We start from the raw sequence: 16,669 nt of genomic DNA on the forward strand, positions 1-16,669 counted from the left end.
GCTGTCGTTATGTCAGTAACAATTCCTTTAATCGACCGGGCGACGTTACGGTATACGTCGCAACGGTCTCATTTGGTCGGTTGCTTATCAAACACGTCTTGATACCGGCACGATGTCCGGCTAAGACATCGAGTTCCCGGTCTCCAATCATGATTGTCTCGTCTCGTGCCATCTGGTGCCGATTGACTAAATACGTGACAGCTTCCGGATCCGGTTTTCGGGCGAATCCATCCGGTGCCGTCAACACATCTTGAAAATGATGCGTCAACCCATGTTTTGCAAGCAACGCATGAATCGATGTTCCGCGATGGGTGACGATATGATGCGTCGCACCTCTCGTCGATAACGCCTCTAGCAGTTCGCAGATTCCGGGAAACGGTTCAGATCGTTCTTGTTCGATCATCATCTTTTGTTGCTTGTAGTTCAGAATGAATGCTTCAGACACATCAAACGTCTCATACGCCGTTTTTGCTGAAATCGCCATCAGCTCTGCTACTTGCTCGCGTTCGACCGTTCGCCCCTCACGCTCGAGTAATTCCACGAACACATCGACTAACACCGGATACGTATCAAACAAGGTGCCGTCAAAATCCCAAATGAAATGTTTCAACATCTGCCTCTTCCTCTCCCGCTCTCTTGACGCCGACAAAGACGGCTTGCCCGTCCATCTCGACTTTCCATTGGCTATGATCAAGACCTTCGCCAGAAATACGGATTCCGACCTGTCCGGGTCGTCCCATCTCGTGTCCTTGTTCGACGATGATTGCTGTTTCCGTTTCAAGTGGCTGGATGAATTTTCGGTAGTAGACACCCATCACACCACTCGCCGTTCCCGTAACCGGATCTTCGATGCTACCTGCTCCTGTTGCCGAAAAGTGACGTCCGTGGATCGTCGCTTGTCGGTCATATGTATCGAGACAAATCGGATGAATCGAGGCTTGTGGGAGATCGATCATCACTGTGGCAAAGCGTTGGTTATCCGGTATCATCCGGTGGAAGTCCTCAAGTCGACGAATCGGGAGGAGCAGTGTCCAGTTCCCAGTACTGTCGTATACGATTGGCCACCGGTCATCGAGATGTGTCAATTCAAGACCAATCGCGGCTAGAACGTGCTTTATGTCACCGTCAAACTGATGTAATCGTGGTTGTCCTTATTGCAAGCGAAACATCCCGTTCGCTAAACGCATCACAGGCAAGATACCTGACTTTGTCTCAATCTGACATGTTGTAGATAAACGGATCTTTGAATCGAGTGCCGTTAATGCAGCGATCGTACCATGGCCGCATAAGTCCATTTCCAGTTCCGGTGCAAAGTAGCGCATGCGGTAGTCCGCTTGCTCGGAAGCCAGGACGAACGTCGTCTCGGTAAAGCCGTTCATCCGAGCGATTCGTTGCATTTCCGACTCAGTCAATTGATCGGCGTCTAAGACGACCCCAGCTGGATTACCGCTTCCTGGCGTCGTCGTGAACACATCATAATGTAGCCTCTTGATCATTTTTTTACTCCTCTCTTTTCTAAATAGCGTTCAACGGATCGTATGGCCCCTTCTAAGTGTCCACCATGACTCGGATCGGTCTCTGTCCCAATCAGTGAAATCGCTGCATGCTCCATTCCGAGATTGATAGCATGATATGCCGGGAAATCCACGAGCGGTGCTGCATCAGCTCGTGTTACTGTCCAACTATCCGTCGACCAGTCTTTATACGCCCAACCAATCGACTGACGCGCTTGTTCACCGAACAGACGAACCAGCTGCGCGAGTACGGTTTCCTTGATTTCCGCCTCGGTCAATAACTGTCGTTCACGTGCTTGTGTCCGGAAAAAACCGAACAACGCTCCCGGTCCGTCTTGTGGGGAAGCGTCATGAATCTTTTGCACCATCCCAGTCCAGCTGATTGCCTGACCGGACCAGCCCGAATCACACCAAAACGGTTTCTCGTAAAAAATCAGACATTTCGCTTGCTGCGCCATCCAGGTCGGTAATGCTTCGAGTTCATCCAGGACTGCTTCAGGTAAAGCTGGAACATACGATAGTCTTGCCGCTTGACGCGGTGGCAGTGCGAGGATGATCTCGTCGAACGGTTTACTCTTTCTTCCTGAACTGACGAGAATCCGGTTCGTGACATCAATCTGGCTGATCGGAGACTTGAGTCGAATCGTTCCCGGTGTGAGTCGTGTAGCAAGTGCCGTAGCTACGGAGCGGATTCCGTCACGAAGGCGAAGCACCGTCGGTTGATTCGCAACCAGATGTGACTCGATTCCGTCAGCCCGTTCGAGTCGAAGTGCTCCCGTCGCATATTGTTCCAGTGTCGGTAAATCGAATCGATGGATCAAATCGACCATCAGTGGTTCACTGTCCGGCCAAAACCAAGTCGGTCCAAGATCAAACGCATATGCTTGCCCGGCTAAGTCGAAATCGACTGTCTCGATTCTACCGCCGATTCGGTCACGTGCTTCATAGATCGTCACGTCGTTTCCAAGCTCCTGCATACGCGTCGCGAGATACAAACCACTGATTCCTGCTCCTATGATGGCAACGTTCATTTCACTTCATCCTCTCGATTTGAGATGCTTGTTTTAGTATACCGGAACACGTGAAAAAACAAGGACGAGACGTCCTTGCCTTAGGATGATTGCATTTGCTGCCAGTCGTCTTCTTCATAAATCGATTGAACCCATTCGATCGAAACATACAAGGATCGGGCAATCGCTTCGTCCGTCTTACCCAGTTTTCGCAACAGATGGACGATCCGAATCCTTCGTTCGAGCTCCCGGTCATCCGGTATCAGTTCAGGCATCATCTTCTCTTCTCCTCTCCACTGAATCGGCGATGGCGTTTTCAACAGAATACCCGATAATTATCTGAATATTCCGATTTATGTGCAGAAGCAAGGATTTTTGATAAAGTTCAGGGATAGATAACAGAAAGGAATCCCTCGCTTTTTGTAGAAACATATTGAATAGGCGCAACAATAGGATTTCTTGCGTCAACCAAACAGAATAGGAGCATGCATATGATTAAACGTAACGCACTATTTCGTCTGTCGATCGGCTTGCTGCTGATTGGTGTCTTTGGCGGTATCCTGTTAGATGCCATCGGCTTATTTCCGTACGCGACAGCTTACTTGTTGAGCATTCCAGTCGCTTCTCCTGACTCGGAATTTCTTTTAGGGTGGATCTTATCCGGTGTAACAATCGCAGGGCTGATTTCGCTTCCCTTGTCCTTACGTCGTCATCACACCATTACGACGTTCGCTTGTCTTCTAGCTGTCATTATAACGCCGCATGTCATGTGATGTTCGCTGGTGACGCATCCCTTTAATAAGATAGAGCGAATGTCCATCGTGAACGACGACACCAATGCATCGAATCGACGCATTGGTTTTTTCACGTCTAAAAAGTAAAGTCCACTTTACAAAATGTAAAACAGACTTTACAATGTAAACAACTGGAAAGGAGGTCGTCAGATGCAACTGACGAACCATGTTCGCCTATATCGTCAACAGCATAAGTGGACACAAGAGCAGTTCGCTGAACGAATCGGCGTGACACGCCAGACCGTCATCTCGCTTGAAAAAGGAAGCTATACCCCATCGCTATTACTCGCGATGCAGATTGCCCGCGTCTTCGATCGACCGGTGGAGGAATTATTTCAATTAGAGGAGGATTCCAAATGAAACGTGTCGTCACTCAATCTTTACTTAATTGTTGTCTCTACTTTTTAGCTGCTTATCTCATTAGTGCGATTCATGCTAATCTGAAACTATTTCAAGATGATCCTGTATCCGGTACGGGCCTGTCGCTGGAATTAAATTTAATGGGCGTCATACCAGTCTTAATGATTTCAATCGCCCTTTCGATCGTCAGTTATTTTTTACGAGAAGACCGTTCGCGTTCATTTGCGACAGCAGAATTTTCCGACTCAGATGAACGTGAGGCACAAATCACCGGTAAAGCGACCCGCGCAGCGTACGTCGCTTTTATGATCAGCCTTCCTGTCCTGATGATTGCTTTCTTGTTTGAACAGCCGTTACTACAACTGTTTCCAGCGTTTCCGTTCTATGCGATCGCTCTCATTCTCTCGGTTGGAACACTCACGTATATGACGGCATGGATTGTCCATGTCCGTCGTTAAAGCCGCTTGACGAAGAAGTATTGAGTTTGTCCAATCGATGGATGATCGGTCAGTCGTCCATACTCTTCATAACCATGCTTGCGGTAAAAGTCTGGTGCTTGAAAATCAAACGTGTCCAAAAGAATTTTCGTACACCTTGCTTCCTTCGCATATCCTTCGATTGCTTGCAGCAGGCGGGTTCCGACATCTGCCTGTCGTGCTGTATCGCTCACCCAAATGAACTGGACATGAATGTGTTGCCAACCGTAAGACGCGGTAATTCCTCCGATGCATTCGCCCTTCTCGTTATATGCTGTAAAACAAAGTTCTTCCGATTGTTCATATAAGGCTTTAGGAACATGTTGCCGATTGTAGGCAATCAATTGCTCGCGGATGAATGTCCTATCTTCCTTCGTTCCAGTTTGAATTTTCATTTCTTCTCTCCTTAAATTTACAAATGATACCATCCCTGCCATAATGATAGCATATTCCATCTAGAACGGAGGATTACATATGCAGACGATGCACCACTCGTTCGATACACAACGGATTCGACCGGCTCGACTCAGTGACGCTGAAGCCCTCGCTGAATTACGCCAAACGCTCGATGCGGAAACGGAATATTTCGACCGGATGCCTGGTGAGGACGTGATGACGGCGACGGATTTCGCAGATCAGTTACGTAATTCCTCGGTTCCGGATCGCATCCTCGTCGTCGAGCGCGATGGACGACTCATCGCCTACGCCCGGTGTCGTGGTTTTCATTTAAAACGTTTCGCGCACAAGGCATCATTTGGACTCGGTGTACTTCAATCCGACTGGGGGCAAGGAATCGGTACGCAACTGATGGAACGGATGATTGCTTGGGCAAAAGCGCAAACCCTGCAAAAAATTCAGCTCGAAGTCGTCGAGACGAACCTCGGCGCTATTCGTCTCTATCAGCGACATGGATTTCAGGAAGAAGGACGACTGCGTCATGACCGGTTACTATCGGACGGTTGCTTTTACGATACGGTTCTGATGGGCTTACAGCTATGAGTCTTTCGTTATCGATTGCGACATATAACATTTGGCATCACACGCACAAACGACAAGAACGGTTCGAGGCGTTGTGCGCGGAGATCAAGCAACATCAACCGGACATTCTCCTCCTACAAGAAGTCATGTCGACCTTCCATCCGGATGAACCATTCATCTCGATTGCCGAGCATCTTGCAGAGGCGACTGGTTATCCTTATTGGATGATGGATCCTTACATGGATTCACCGGATGAAGGACTTGCCATTCTGACGAAATTACCGTTCGAACGAACGGATTCGAGTGCCGCTGCGACAGCAAACATCAACCACCACTGTGCGATTCGGATCCCGTTTTCGATTGACGGTGTTCGTTTTGCCGTGACAAACATTCATTTCAATTGGCGTGCTTCAGACATCCGTCTCGATCAATTTCGATTCGTCAACGAATGGATTGCCTCACAGACGGATGACACGACGATCGAGTTCTTAGGCGGTGACTTTAATGACTTTCCGGAGTCTCCCCTGCATCGGGTCGCATTACACAAGTGGGTCGATCTTGCTGACAGTTACGCGACGCGAACCGGTCAACTCGCTGCAACGACTTTAAATCCCGTGACAAACCCTTATGCCAAAAAGAATGACGGCGTCACGACACCTTCCCGGTACGATTGGTTACTCTGTCAGCGTTCGCCTCTACCTGTGACCTTACAGCACGTCCAGCTGATCGGAGAACATCGACTGCCGCATCAGCTTATACCGAGCGATCATTACGGTGTCCTCGCTCATGTGACGCTACACTAAGACAATAGGTCTACACCCGTTACGGGCGCAGACCTATTGTTTATTTTTTATATTCTTTTTCGGTTCCGTCTGAGAATTCGATTTCAACCTCTAAGCGGGAAGCATCTTGAATCGCAAACACACGCTCAACCTCACTGATGACCTCTTTTTCAGATGTATCTGCATCAATCTTTAAGTTCTTGAACTTCGCGTCGAGTTCCGCCATCGCGTCGTCTCCTTGCTTTTGCTCTCCTTTATAGCGATATTCCGCCTCTGTTCCGTCATTATCCCGGTCATAACTAATATCAATGGCATCGTTATCCCCATCAACGACCGCTTCAATCGACAGACTATTGAAGTCATAATCGGTGTCGGCATTTTTCGTTACCGTATCCTTGTCCTGCATCGTGTCGTCGGTCGTGTTCGAATTCGTTGATCCTTCTTCGACCTTATCCGTCGACGCTTCGTCGTTTCCGCAACCCGCAAGCATTAAACTCATCGCGAACAATGTCGCGACACCGTACCCTGTTAAACGTTGTTTTTTCATTCCATCACATTCCCTTCTGCTGGAATTGGATGTTCCTTTAACATCTTCGCAAAATGGTATAGGTTGGCAGCTAAAAACTGTGCGTGCCGCTTCGTAAAGTCGTTGTTCTGTCCTGCTTCAATGTACGATGGCCCGGGTCCCGCTTCACCGACCCAGTAAGCATCGACGTTCGGCGGAATCGTAAAACCGATATGCGACAGACCGTACAAGATGGAAGCAGACGCATGTTTAGCTCCATCTTCATTCCCCGTGACAATGACGCCACCGACCTTGTTGTAGTAGATTGCTTGTCCAAGATCGTTCGTCAGGCCGCTCCCTCCGTACAATCGTTCAATGACTTGCGTCGCAACACTACTTTTTTCACCCAGCCAGAGCGGTGTTCCGATGACAACGATGTCCGCCCGTTTCACCTTTTCGAAAATCACGGGCCATTCATCCCCGTTGCCTTCGTCTTCCGTGACGCCGAACGCCACTTGGTGATCGACGATGCGGACAATTTCTGAAGTGACGTCCTCTTGTTTCCAATATGCAATCACGTCACGGATCAGCGCCTCCGTATTCGATGGTTCACGTGATGCTTTTAAGGTGCAGTTTAAAAATAAGGCGTGCAACATCCATCCATCCTCCTCCGTCATTTTAGGTAGTATCATTCGTCTTTAATACTTTCCTTCTTCCATCGAGGGATAAACTAAAAAACCCTCGCTTCAGCGAAGGCAGGTCATGCTAGAAGATTTGAAATGAACAATCAAGCGTGTAAACATCACTTCATTACCTGAGGTCATTTCGTCGCTCAAATAACAACGTATCTCGCCAGACACCATGATGCTGTGCGATGGCACGTCGTCGACCGACTAGTTCGAATCCAAGTCGCTCATGCAGCCGTCTGCTTGCGATGTTTTCTGGGAACATGTGTGATTGAAGCGTCCAAATCCAATTGACGTCCGCATAGGTGATCAATGCCTCCATTAAGAATCGTCCACCGCCGAGTCCTCGAGCGGAACGCTCTAGATATATACTGACTTCTCGAACGCCACGATAGACATGTCGTTCAGAAACACGTCCCAGTTTAGCCCAGCCAATCACTTTTCCACCTTGCTCTAGAACGAATCGTTCAGATTGCGTCAGCGTTGTCCACCACTCTTGCTCATGAATTATCGTTTCGAACGTCGCGTTCCCTTCTTCTACTCCTTGACGATAGATGGCTAACACAGTGCTATGATCTTTCTCTTCCATCGAACGAACAAGCATCGAATTCCCCTTTCCTTATTAACGACTGAATATGAGAAAATCATATATTTATTATTTGCAATTTGCAAGTTTATATCGTATAACTAATTCATAATCGAAATAACGAAGGGAGAGCTATACATGAATGAAACTCGTGAATTATTTCAAACGTTCACTCGGCGTTTCGGATTATTGAATAAGAATTGTTGCGCCATCCTAGAAGAAGAAATTTCTCTCGTTCAAAGCCATCTGCTTTATCAGGTTGCTAAACATCCTGACTCCGCAATGCAAGAAATAGCGGACCAACTCGCTCTTGATATCACTACGTTCAGCCGACAAGTACAAACATTGATTAAGCGGGACCTACTAGTAAAGCGTCCCGCGATCAACGATCGGCGAATTCACCTACTTCGCCTGTCCGAGAAAGGATTGCGTGTTGCTCAAGCCATTGACGAAGAGATGAACACGTATCTTGATTCGATCTTCTCATCGATGACTTCCTTCGAAAAAGCACATGTCCTCCAGGCAATCGACTTGCTGAATACGAAGATGGGCGAGAGTGACGTCTGCTGTAAACCATGTCTCTAACACTTGCAATTTACAAATAAAAAGGAGGTTTTATGCATGTCTTACGGTTCTTCTCACCCCATCGTCATCATCGGTGCCGGTCCGATCGGTCTTGCAGCTGCAGCTCAACTTGTAGTGGAAGGACAATCGTTTTTATTATTTGAGAAAGGTCCTTCGATTGCCCACCATATCAAACAATGGGAGCACGTCCGGATGTTTTCGACGTGGCAATACAATATCAGTGACGCAGCACGTCACTTGCTCGAGCTGACGGACTGGATCGCACCAGCAAACGATGCTGTGCCGACCGGAACTGAATTGATCAAACAATACCTTGCCCCACTTGCTGCATTACCGGAAATTGCTCCATCTCTACATTTCCAACATGAAATTCTCTCGATCTCACGGGCAGGTCTAGACAAGATGACGAATGCCTCACGTGATGTAACACCGTTCGAATTAGTCATAGACACGCCGAATGGACGTAAACATATTCTCGCTCGCGCGGTCATCGATGCGTCTGGCGTCCTCATGCGACCAAATCCTGCAATCAGTTCTGGTCATCGAGTCGAAATCGAGCAGAACTTACCTGTCCGGTATTCGATCGTAAATGCGAAACGTGATACTGTTGTTTTCGCTAATCAATCCGTCGCTGTCATCGGTAGCGGGCACTCGGCTTTGAACTCGCTTCTTGAACTCGTTTCCATTAAAGCGCACTACCCTGAAACGAAGATTCATTGGATCCTTCGCAAATCTGACCCCGTTCAAGCCTACGGCGGAGAAGATAAGGATGCACTGGAAGGTCGCGGGGCACTCGGTTCGCGTATCCGTCAGCTCGTTGAACGAGATCAGATTAGGGTTCACTCCAGTTTCAAGACCCAATCCATTGAATCGAAAGGAAAGTCGTTTGACATCACTGCTCAAGATGGTCGGTCTCTCCATCATATCGATCAGCTGATCGTCAACGCAGGAAGTCGACCCGACTTTTCGTTCCTCGAGGAAGTACGACTTGATATCGATCCTGTCACCGAGAGTAGTCGAATACTTGCTCCTCTGATCGATCCGAACCTTCATAGTTGCGGGACTGTCCGTCCACATGGGGAAGCAGAGTTACGTCATCCAGATCACGGACTTTATCTAGTCGGTGCAAAAAGTTACGGTCGTGCTCCGACCTTCCTGCTTGCGGCCGGTTATGAACAAGTTCGATCAGTCGTTGCTTTTCTTATCGGAGACGAGGCACGTGCCAAACAGGTTAAGTTATCATTACCGGAGACGGGTGTGTGCAACGTTTCCCTGCCACAATCATCGACTTCCTGTTGTTCTTAAAAATATACATCGGACCCGTCTTAGACGGGTTCGATTTTTTCTGCCAACTCAATGATCACGCCTTCTGGTCCTCTTACGTAACATAGGCGATACTCATTTTCGTAATTCGCGACGTCGCCAATCGACTGATATCCATTGTCCGCTAAACGTTCGACGAGTGCGACGAGTTCTGTTACTTCAAAACAGAGATGACGCAATCCACTGGCATGGACGGATTGAATCACGGAAGCCGTGTCGCGCGGGTGTTTAAACCGAACGAGTTCGAGCCATATCGGTTCACCTGGTAATCCGAGTGCAGCACACTCCGTCTCCGCTCCCTCTAGATTCAATAAACGATCGAGTAACTCTCCTTTCATCTCCCATCGTCCGCGTACTTCGAGACCACAAAGCGAAAAAAAGTGAATCGCTTCTTCTAAATTCACGACGTTCAGACTGATATGATCCATTCGTTTACTCGGCATCCGTCACTCCTCCTCAAGTGTGTCGAAATGTTGTCAAACCGTTGATAGACCACACATCAAGAGCGTTTCGACGTGGTGTCTGAAGACTGTATCGTCAGTAAAATAAAAGTATGAAAGGTCGTGTCCACTTACGAAAAGGAGTCGAAACAACATGGAAGACGTCAACCTTCTCGTTCTTGCGACCCAGTATATGTTCTGGGTCGGATTCGTCGGAATGGCCGCCGGTACGCTCTATTTTCTCGTCGAACGAAATTCCCTCGCCCCGGAATACCGCTCGACCGCAACAGTCGCTGCACTCGTCACGTTCGTCGCTGCGATTCATTATTATTTCATGAAGCAAGCTGTCGGGGAATCCGGTTTGTTGACGGAGATCGATGGCTTTCCGACTGAAATCCGCTACATCGATTGGCTCGTCACGACACCTCTCTTGCTGATCAAGTTTCCGCTGTTACTCGGTTTAAAAGGTGGAAAAGGACGCTCCCTTCTAACGAAACTTGTCATCGCCGACATCATCATGATCATCGGTGGATACATCGGCGAGTCGTCCATCAATCTGGCGGGTGGCTTCACGCAACTCGGTCTTTGGGCATACGTCGTCGGTTGTGTCGCATGGTTCTATATCATTTATCTCTTGTTCACGAACGTCACGAAAGCCGCTGAAGATAAGCCTGGTCCAATTCGCAAAGCCTTGCTGCAAATGCGCTTGTTCATCTTGATTGGATGGGCGATTTATCCAGTCGGTTACGCGGTCACCTTGTTTGCACCCGGCATCGAGGTGCAACTCGTCCGCGAATTGATCTATAACTTCGCTGACTTGATCAACAAGGTCGGATTCGGTCTGATTGCCTTCTTCGCTGTCAAAACGATGTCTGCTACGAAAAATTTGAAATCGACTTAATCAAAAGACCGGATGTTTTTGACCATCCGGTCTTTATTTGAATTGATGTTGTTGTTCATAAGAGATGTCTTCATTTTTGATGACACAACCCACTAACTCGATATCATTTTCACGGAATTTCAACATATAGATCATGTTCGGTTCATTCGCGAATTCGACTTCAATCATATACGGATTTGCTGACGATTCGTATGAAAACTTCTGTGGTCTCATCGTATATGCTTCACCTGGAAACTGGCGTGCTAGTTCTACTTTTGCGCGCTTCGTATTCTCAGCAATCTTTTGATTAACGAGCGTCGGTCGGATGCACCAGAAGGAACTACACCCGATTGCCACCAAACCAAGTAAAATCAAGCCATATCGCTTCCATCGCTGCGGCAGGAATATCACGCCGCAGCCGATTACGAGTAGTGTAAAAACGATTGTCATCCCTTCCAGTATAAAACTAGGTACCATCTCATCCACTCCTTTCGTCCTATCCTCGACTAGAAAACCGTGGTATGATCGATTCCTATGACAAAAAATAGGAGGTATTGCATGCGAAAGATCATCCTGATTGGTTCCGGTGGATCCGGTAAATCAACGCTCGCCCGCGAGATGTGCAAAAAACTCGGTTATCCCGTCGATCACCTCGACACCTTATTATGGCGCCCGAATTGGGAGGCGGTTTCGCGTGAGGAGCAACGCCAGATTCAACATACGCTCACGTTACGCGACGCATGGATCATTGACGGCAACTACGGTGGAACGCTTGACTTACGAATCAATGCCGCGGATACGATCATCTTCCTTGATTTACCGCGGACACTCTGTCTGTACCGGGCGCTGAAACGGACCTGGCGCTACCGCAAAACCGGTCGACCGGATATGGCAGCAGACTGCCCGGAGAAACTATCGTTCGATTTTCTGAAATGGATTTGGCGTTTCCCGATCGATAAACGACCGAATATCCTCTCAACGCTTACAGCGACGTCCGATAAACAGGTCATTCATTTGACGTCCCGCCGTGCTGTCAAACAGTTTCTTCAATCTTTACCTGAGGCGTGATAACGTCTGTTCGTAACCGACCGTACATCCGTGCATCATGCGACCTTTCGCCTTGATAGAGATAGCCGCGTAAGACGCCTTCAAACGTAAATCCGAGTTTTTCGAGTAAGCGACAGGACGCTTCGTTCTCAAGAAATGTCACCGCACCTAACCGATGAAGCGCCAATTCTTCGAACGAAAACCGGATGACTTCTTGAACAGCTTCCGATACATAGCCTCGTCGCCAAAAATCTGGATGTAATTCGAATCCAAGTTCGGCTTTTTTCGCATATGGACTCCAGTTATTGAGTCCGACCGTTCCAATGAACCGCCCTGTCGAACGGTCGATCATGCCCCATCGGATTCCCCGTTTCATAGAAAACGTTTGATCAAATGAATGGATGATCTGACTTGCTTCCTCAAGAGACGTGAGCGGATCAATGCCATAATATTGAGTCACGCGTGAATCAGATAAGATCGTATACAAAGCATCGACGTGACTTTCCGTAACGCGAATCAAATCCAGCCTATTGGTCGTTAACGATTGAAAGTTCATATGTATGCCTCCTAAAATATAGTATTCAGATACATACGACGCGTTTCCATGAATCCCCTTCTTTTCTCATTTATCCCTACATAAAAACGACCTCGATCATGTCTCCATCGAGGTCGTTTTTAATCTTATACAGTAAATCGTCCGGTAACGTGTTTTAAATCATCCGCCATCGTTGCGAGTGATTGGGACGCGGACGCAATCTCTTCCATCGACGCCATCTGTTCCTCGGTCGAAGCGGAGATGTTTTGCGTTCCGGCAGCAGTTCCTTCCGTCACTGCTTGAATCGTCCGCATGACAGATGCAATCTGTTCACTCGCCGCCGCCATTTCCTGAACGGCACCGGATACCTCCTCGACGTGCCCTGTCACGTCGGTGATGGCTGTCTCAATTTCTGAGAATGAGGCACCTGCCCGATCGACGACAGCGATTCCACTCGTCATCTCGGTTGAGACTTTTTCCATCGAGACAACCGATGCTTCCGTCTCTTGTTGGATGACACGAATCAACGACTCGATCTGTTTTGCCGAGACTGCCGACTGCTCAGCGAGCGTTTTGACTTCCGCTGCGACAACAGCGAATCCGCGTCCTTGTTCGCCTGCGCGCGCTGCTTCGATTGCTGCGTTTAACGCGAGTAAGTTCGTCTGCGCCGCGACACCCTTGATCGAATCCGTAATTTGTCCGATTTCCTGCGATCGGTTACCGAGACCATCGATGACGTGGCTGAGACGCGAGACGTCTTCTTGAATCCGTCCCATCTGTGTCCCGAGTGTTCCGACGACCTGACCACCGAGTGCGACTTTTTCCATTGCATCTGCCGTACGTTCCGTCATCTGCTGCGCATTTCCGGCGACATAACGAACAGATGTCGTTAATTCTTCGATCGTCCGTGAAGCATCGGACACTTGATGCAGCTGCTGACTCGCACCACTTGCCATCTCTTCCATCGTCACAGCGACCATCTCGGTTGCTTTGGTCGTCGACTCTGCGTTGACGCTGAGTTCATCTGAAGCAACAGCGACACGCTCTGCTGTTCCCGTCAATTCTAAAACGACTTGTTGTTGTGACGCGATCATCTCATTAAAGGACGTCGTCAATTGACCGAGTTCGTCTTTAGAATCATAATCGCCACGAACCGTCAAATCACCGTTACCCGATTGGTCCATCCAGCCTTGTAATCGACGAATCGGACGGGTAATCAGACGCGTGATGTATAAAGCAAGTCCCACGAATAGAACGACACCTAACAAGATGATTCCGAGCATTAAGTAAAAGGCGGTCTGTTTTTCTGACTGATTTTGAGCGTTCAGATCCTTCGCCTGTCTCGTCATCGAAGCCATCAACGACTTTGCTGAACTGGCAACATTGTCCCGGACTTGCTCCAAACTCTCCGAGTAGGCTTTATAAGCCTCTTCGTTCTCGTTTCGCGTCGCGGCATCTTGGACGAGGCTCATCCCGTTATCATAGGCTAGGACGTTATCCTTTAAGTCTTCTAATTGTTTTTTTGACTGTGCGGTAAATCGTCCTGTATCTTCTACCTTATTGAGCGATGTACGGATCTGCGCCTGCCGCGTATCGATATCCGCCTGCAACTCACCAATTCGAGTCTCGTCCTTCGTCAAAATCATCTCGACTAAAAAGGAATCGAGCGCCCGTGTATCGATTCGGATCTGTGCCACCTCTTGAATCGGTATCAGATTTTCTTGATACATCGTGCGTGAAGCATTTGACATCTGATTCAAGAAATATAACGCGGCTCCTGCGATTAAGAGCATCGCGACGATCGCTGTCGCAATCAATACTTGAATCTTCCGTCTGACTGACATGTGTTTCATTCCATCCCCTCCCGTTTTTTTATCGGTTCAGGATGAAAATAGTTGACTGATTTTTCAATATTCCTTCATTTTGATGTGCTCAAGCAAAGCCCTGCCATACGACTTTCTCTCTCGTGTTCGATATAATCAGCATACAGCAGGAGAAGAAAGGATGGATTCCATGCAACGTGTAGCCAATGAAATCACGCAATTTCGCGGCAGTCATTATGAGTTTGGTCGCGAACAAGGGCGTTACGTCAAACGAAACCAGTTGCTCCATAACCGGGAGGACAACTGGAAGATCCGTGTTCCGCGCTTTCAAGTCGATCCGGTCGAGACGAAGGAGATGTTTCTCCGGTACGCCCCGCATATTTGGGACGAGTTACTTGGACTCCAGGACGAACTTGAACTGTCGCTTCCGGATACGTTACTCCATTTCGGGCATTACCGGGTCGAAGGACCGAAAAGTGGTTGTTCGATCATGACCGGTGATAATTTCCTCGTCCGTAACTATGATTACCATCCGATGACATATGATGGTCGATTTTCCGTCTTTCAACCGAACGATGGCGGATCAGCGATCATCGGTCCGGCATCACGGGTAACCGGTCGGATGGACGGGATGAATGAACATGGTCTTGCGATGGGCTATAACTTCATCAACCGTCGCCGTCCGGGCGATGGGTTCGTCAGCTTCATGATCGGGCGGATCATCCTCGAGATGTGTACGTCGGTCGACGACGCGATCTCACTCGTCAAGGAGATTCCGCATCGCGGATCGTTCACGTATGTCGTCCACGATAAATCCGCGCGTTCATTCGTCATCGAGGCGACGGCACGCGACGTCCAAGTGCGGGAATCGAACATGTGCACCAATCACTTCGATTTGCTGCAACACGAAAACCGCTATCATCTGGATGACTCGAAACGTCGGATGATGGAGTTAAAGACGCATCAACATTTGATTCAAGATGCGGAGTCCGCATTTCGACTCTTGAACGATACCGATAAAGGTGTCTTCGCTGATTTATATGCCCAGTGGGCGGGTACGATTCATACGTCTGCCTACTTCCCGGAAGAGTTGAAGGTCTGGTTCGCGCTCGGTGGTGATCAGGAACCGGTTACATTCGACTTTGCCGATTGGCTCGCTGGCAATGACTTCACAGAAAACGAGATCACAGGAGAACTGGAGACGAACATCCAGTTCGCGAATACCTTACAGACATGGCGTTAAACGAAAAAGCTTCCTCCTGCTTGCGCAAGAGGAAGCTTTTTAATGACTGTCATCGAGACGTTTCGACATATGATAATCCGTCTTCTCGTACCCAAGCGATTCATACACATGAATCGCCCGTTCGTTATGCGCGAAGACGTGTAAGGAAATCTTCTTGACGTTCATCCGCTTCAACATCACTTCTAGTAAACGGAGCGCTTCCTTGCCATAGCCCTGATTTTGTTTTTCAGACGTAATCTTGACATCGAAGATGAAAGCACAACGTCCGCGTGATTCTTCTGTCACATGGACCCAGACCATTCCAAGATCGTTCCCTGTCTCGTCACGAAACGTAAATAAGTAGTGATCCTTCGTCTTCAGACCTTCTGGCAACAATGTTGCGAATTCTTGTGTTGCCTTCTCGAGCGACTCGTTCTCCGACCACGTACCGGCACGACACTTCTCTGCCGCGTATTCTTCAATCGCGACTGGTAAGTAGGTGTCATACGTCGCTTGACTCATTTGCTCGATGCGCATGCTGCCATCTCCTTTGTTTTTAACCAGTCCTGCTTTAACATCGCATAGACGACAATGTCATGATACGTCCCGTACAATTTCTCAGCGTCCCGTAAGACGCCTTCTTCCGTGAAGCCGAGTCGTTCCGGGATTCGTCTGCTCCGGAGGTTTCCGGTCGCACACTCGATGACGACACGGTTCAAGCCGAGCGTCTCGAAACAGTAGTTTGTCACGAACCGGACGACGTCCGTCATGACACCTTTTCGTAGTCCCTTTTCTCCTAGATAATAGCCGATTGACGTTTGCCCGAGATGCCGATTAATTTCATGTAAACTGATCGTTCCGACGAGCTCGTCCTCAAGATAGATGCCACACGTAAAGCCGTTGCCATCGGCGAATTGTTGCAGCCATGCTGGAATGACGCTCTCCTGATATGTACTTGCCTCTGTTGCACCATCGACCCAACCGAGCCATTCGCGGAGATGTGCGCGATTGGCATCGACGAGGGCGAATAATCCTTCCGCATGGTGCCGTTCAAACAATTGAAGCGATACGTGATCGGATACTTGTAATCTGAACATGACCTCTCTCCTTTCTAGTACCTGTT

At 48.5% G+C, this 16,669-nt stretch carries 23 protein-coding genes and 1 pseudogene; 10 read left to right on the top strand and 14 right to left on the bottom strand.

What is annotated here, in order from left to right; all coding sequences use genetic code 11:
* Positions 1–7: 7 nt before the first annotated feature.
* The 4 genes and pseudogenes from KNQ14_RS06805 to KNQ14_RS06820 all read right to left on the bottom strand — a co-directional run bounded on the left by KNQ14_RS06805 (position 8) and on the right by KNQ14_RS06820 (position 2,802).
* The gene (locus KNQ14_RS06805) at positions 8–613 is read right to left on the bottom strand and encodes an HAD-IA family hydrolase (RefSeq protein WP_214860210.1); all 606 of its coding nucleotides are present in this window, start codon (positions 611–613) and stop codon (positions 8–10) included.
* Positions 585–1,496, bottom strand: a pseudogene (locus tag KNQ14_RS06810) (PhzF family phenazine biosynthesis protein). Before KNQ14_RS06810 ends, KNQ14_RS06805 begins: the two are co-directional and overlap by 29 nt.
* Positions 1,493–2,545, bottom strand: coding sequence for a flavin monoamine oxidase family protein (locus tag KNQ14_RS06815; RefSeq protein WP_214860212.1), 1,053 nt, complete (start codon positions 2,543–2,545; stop codon positions 1,493–1,495). The pseudogene KNQ14_RS06810 and the gene KNQ14_RS06815 overlap by 4 nt, the downstream one beginning before the upstream one ends.
* A gap of 80 nt (positions 2,546–2,625) precedes the next feature.
* Positions 2,626–2,802: a hypothetical protein gene (locus KNQ14_RS06820; RefSeq protein WP_169738094.1), complete on the bottom strand. Its 177-nt coding sequence runs from the start codon at positions 2,800–2,802 to the stop codon at positions 2,626–2,628.
* A gap of 213 nt (positions 2,803–3,015) precedes the next feature.
* Between KNQ14_RS06820 and KNQ14_RS06825 the strand changes: the two genes are divergently transcribed.
* The 3 genes from KNQ14_RS06825 (at position 3,016) to KNQ14_RS06835 (ending at position 4,136) form a co-directional block, all read left to right on the top strand.
* Positions 3,016–3,297 (top strand): hypothetical protein, encoded by a 282-nt coding sequence (locus tag KNQ14_RS06825; RefSeq protein WP_214857600.1) that lies wholly within the window; start codon positions 3,016–3,018, stop codon positions 3,295–3,297.
* Positions 3,298–3,468: 171 nt separating this feature from the next.
* Positions 3,469–3,678 (top strand): helix-turn-helix transcriptional regulator, encoded by a 210-nt coding sequence (locus KNQ14_RS06830; protein ID WP_064300959.1) that lies wholly within the window; start codon positions 3,469–3,471, stop codon positions 3,676–3,678.
* The gene (locus tag KNQ14_RS06835) at positions 3,675–4,136 is read left to right on the top strand and encodes a DUF2178 domain-containing protein (protein ID WP_064300958.1); all 462 of its coding nucleotides are present in this window, start codon (positions 3,675–3,677) and stop codon (positions 4,134–4,136) included. Before KNQ14_RS06830 ends, KNQ14_RS06835 begins: the two co-directional genes overlap by 4 nt.
* Here the strand turns inward: KNQ14_RS06835 and KNQ14_RS06840 are convergent.
* The gene (locus tag KNQ14_RS06840) at positions 4,133–4,549 is read right to left on the bottom strand and encodes a GNAT family N-acetyltransferase (RefSeq protein WP_214860214.1); all 417 of its coding nucleotides are present in this window, start codon (positions 4,547–4,549) and stop codon (positions 4,133–4,135) included. The two genes, KNQ14_RS06835 and KNQ14_RS06840, sit on opposite strands and share 4 nt — an antisense overlap.
* A 79-nt stretch (positions 4,550–4,628) precedes the next feature.
* Here KNQ14_RS06840 and KNQ14_RS06845 point away from each other — a divergent pair, with 79 nt between their 5' ends.
* Positions 4,629–5,153: a GNAT family N-acetyltransferase gene (locus tag KNQ14_RS06845; RefSeq protein WP_214860216.1), complete on the top strand. Its 525-nt coding sequence runs from the start codon at positions 4,629–4,631 to the stop codon at positions 5,151–5,153.
* Complete coding sequence (locus tag KNQ14_RS06850) at positions 5,150–5,935, top strand: endonuclease/exonuclease/phosphatase family protein (RefSeq protein ID WP_214860218.1); 786 nt, start codon at positions 5,150–5,152, stop codon at positions 5,933–5,935. Before KNQ14_RS06845 ends, KNQ14_RS06850 begins: the two co-directional genes overlap by 4 nt.
* Before the next feature lie 40 nt (positions 5,936–5,975).
* Here KNQ14_RS06850 and KNQ14_RS06855 read toward each other — a convergent pair whose 3' ends face one another.
* The 3 genes from KNQ14_RS06855 to KNQ14_RS06865 form a co-directional block, all read right to left on the bottom strand.
* Positions 5,976–6,461, bottom strand: a complete 486-nt coding sequence (locus KNQ14_RS06855) for a YusW family protein (protein ID WP_251138285.1) — start codon at positions 6,459–6,461, stop codon at positions 5,976–5,978.
* On the bottom strand, positions 6,458–7,075 hold the full coding sequence (locus tag KNQ14_RS06860) for a flavodoxin family protein (RefSeq protein WP_305798059.1): 618 nt from the start codon (positions 7,073–7,075) through the stop codon (positions 6,458–6,460). The genes KNQ14_RS06855 and KNQ14_RS06860 overlap by 4 nt, the downstream gene beginning before the upstream one ends.
* Positions 7,076–7,229: 154 nt before the next feature.
* Complete coding sequence (locus KNQ14_RS06865) at positions 7,230–7,694, bottom strand: GNAT family N-acetyltransferase (protein WP_214860221.1); 465 nt, start codon at positions 7,692–7,694, stop codon at positions 7,230–7,232.
* 135 nt (positions 7,695–7,829) lie between these two features.
* On the opposite strand from KNQ14_RS06865, the gene KNQ14_RS06870 reads away from it, so the two are divergent.
* Together KNQ14_RS06870 and KNQ14_RS06875 are read left to right on the top strand one after the other, a co-directional pair.
* The gene (locus tag KNQ14_RS06870; RefSeq protein ID WP_214860223.1) at positions 7,830–8,276 is read left to right on the top strand and encodes a MarR family winged helix-turn-helix transcriptional regulator; all 447 of its coding nucleotides are present in this window, start codon (positions 7,830–7,832) and stop codon (positions 8,274–8,276) included.
* Positions 8,277–8,312: 36 nt separating this feature from the next.
* Positions 8,313–9,581: an NAD(P)-binding domain-containing protein gene (locus KNQ14_RS06875; RefSeq protein ID WP_214860225.1), complete on the top strand. Its 1,269-nt coding sequence runs from the start codon at positions 8,313–8,315 to the stop codon at positions 9,579–9,581.
* 20 nt (positions 9,582–9,601) lie between these two features.
* On the opposite strand, the gene KNQ14_RS06880 is transcribed toward KNQ14_RS06875, so the two are convergent.
* Complete coding sequence (locus KNQ14_RS06880) at positions 9,602–10,042, bottom strand: VOC family protein (protein WP_214860227.1); 441 nt, start codon at positions 10,040–10,042, stop codon at positions 9,602–9,604.
* 151 nt (positions 10,043–10,193) lie between these two features.
* Between KNQ14_RS06880 and KNQ14_RS06885 the strand changes: the two genes are divergently transcribed.
* Positions 10,194–10,940 carry a bacteriorhodopsin gene (locus tag KNQ14_RS06885; RefSeq protein WP_214860231.1) on the top strand — a complete coding sequence of 249 codons (747 nt, stop codon included), beginning with the start codon at positions 10,194–10,196 and terminating at the stop codon, positions 10,938–10,940.
* Positions 10,941–10,973: 33 nt separating this feature from the next.
* Here the strand turns inward: KNQ14_RS06885 and KNQ14_RS06890 are convergent, their stop codons facing one another.
* Positions 10,974–11,396: a hypothetical protein gene (locus KNQ14_RS06890; RefSeq protein WP_214860233.1), complete on the bottom strand. Its 423-nt coding sequence runs from the start codon at positions 11,394–11,396 to the stop codon at positions 10,974–10,976.
* An 81-nt stretch (positions 11,397–11,477) separates the two neighbouring features.
* On the opposite strand from KNQ14_RS06890, the gene KNQ14_RS06895 reads away from it, so the two are divergent.
* Positions 11,478–11,987: a DNA topology modulation protein gene (locus KNQ14_RS06895; protein ID WP_214860240.1), complete on the top strand. Its 510-nt coding sequence runs from the start codon at positions 11,478–11,480 to the stop codon at positions 11,985–11,987.
* Here KNQ14_RS06895 and KNQ14_RS06900 read toward each other — a convergent pair.
* Entirely contained in the window at positions 11,953–12,522 is a 570-nt protein-coding gene (locus tag KNQ14_RS06900; RefSeq protein WP_214860242.1) for a GNAT family N-acetyltransferase, read from the bottom strand. The two genes, KNQ14_RS06895 and KNQ14_RS06900, sit on opposite strands and share 35 nt — an antisense overlap.
* Before the next feature lie 125 nt (positions 12,523–12,647).
* A complete protein-coding gene (locus tag KNQ14_RS06905) occupies positions 12,648–14,354 on the bottom strand; it encodes a methyl-accepting chemotaxis protein (protein ID WP_214860244.1) in 1,707 nt (568 codons plus the stop codon).
* Between the two features lie 160 nt (positions 14,355–14,514).
* Here KNQ14_RS06905 and KNQ14_RS06910 point away from each other — a divergent pair, with 160 nt between their 5' ends.
* A complete protein-coding gene (locus tag KNQ14_RS06910) occupies positions 14,515–15,567 on the top strand; it encodes a C45 family autoproteolytic acyltransferase/hydrolase (protein WP_214860428.1) in 1,053 nt (350 codons plus the stop codon).
* A gap of 39 nt (positions 15,568–15,606) precedes the next feature.
* On the opposite strand, the gene KNQ14_RS06915 is transcribed toward KNQ14_RS06910, so the two are convergent.
* Both KNQ14_RS06915 and KNQ14_RS06920 read right to left on the bottom strand, forming a co-directional pair.
* Positions 15,607–16,083: a GNAT family N-acetyltransferase gene (locus tag KNQ14_RS06915; protein WP_214860246.1), complete on the bottom strand. Its 477-nt coding sequence runs from the start codon at positions 16,081–16,083 to the stop codon at positions 15,607–15,609.
* A complete protein-coding gene (locus KNQ14_RS06920; protein ID WP_214860248.1) occupies positions 16,065–16,643 on the bottom strand; it encodes a GNAT family N-acetyltransferase in 579 nt (192 codons plus the stop codon). Before KNQ14_RS06920 ends, KNQ14_RS06915 begins: the two co-directional genes overlap by 19 nt.
* Between the last annotated feature and the right edge of the window lie 26 nt (positions 16,644–16,669).

It is taken from the genome of Exiguobacterium sp. s161, from assembly GCF_018619045.1.
Lineage (GTDB): Bacteria > Bacillota > Bacilli > Exiguobacteriales > Exiguobacteriaceae > Exiguobacterium_A > Exiguobacterium_A indicum.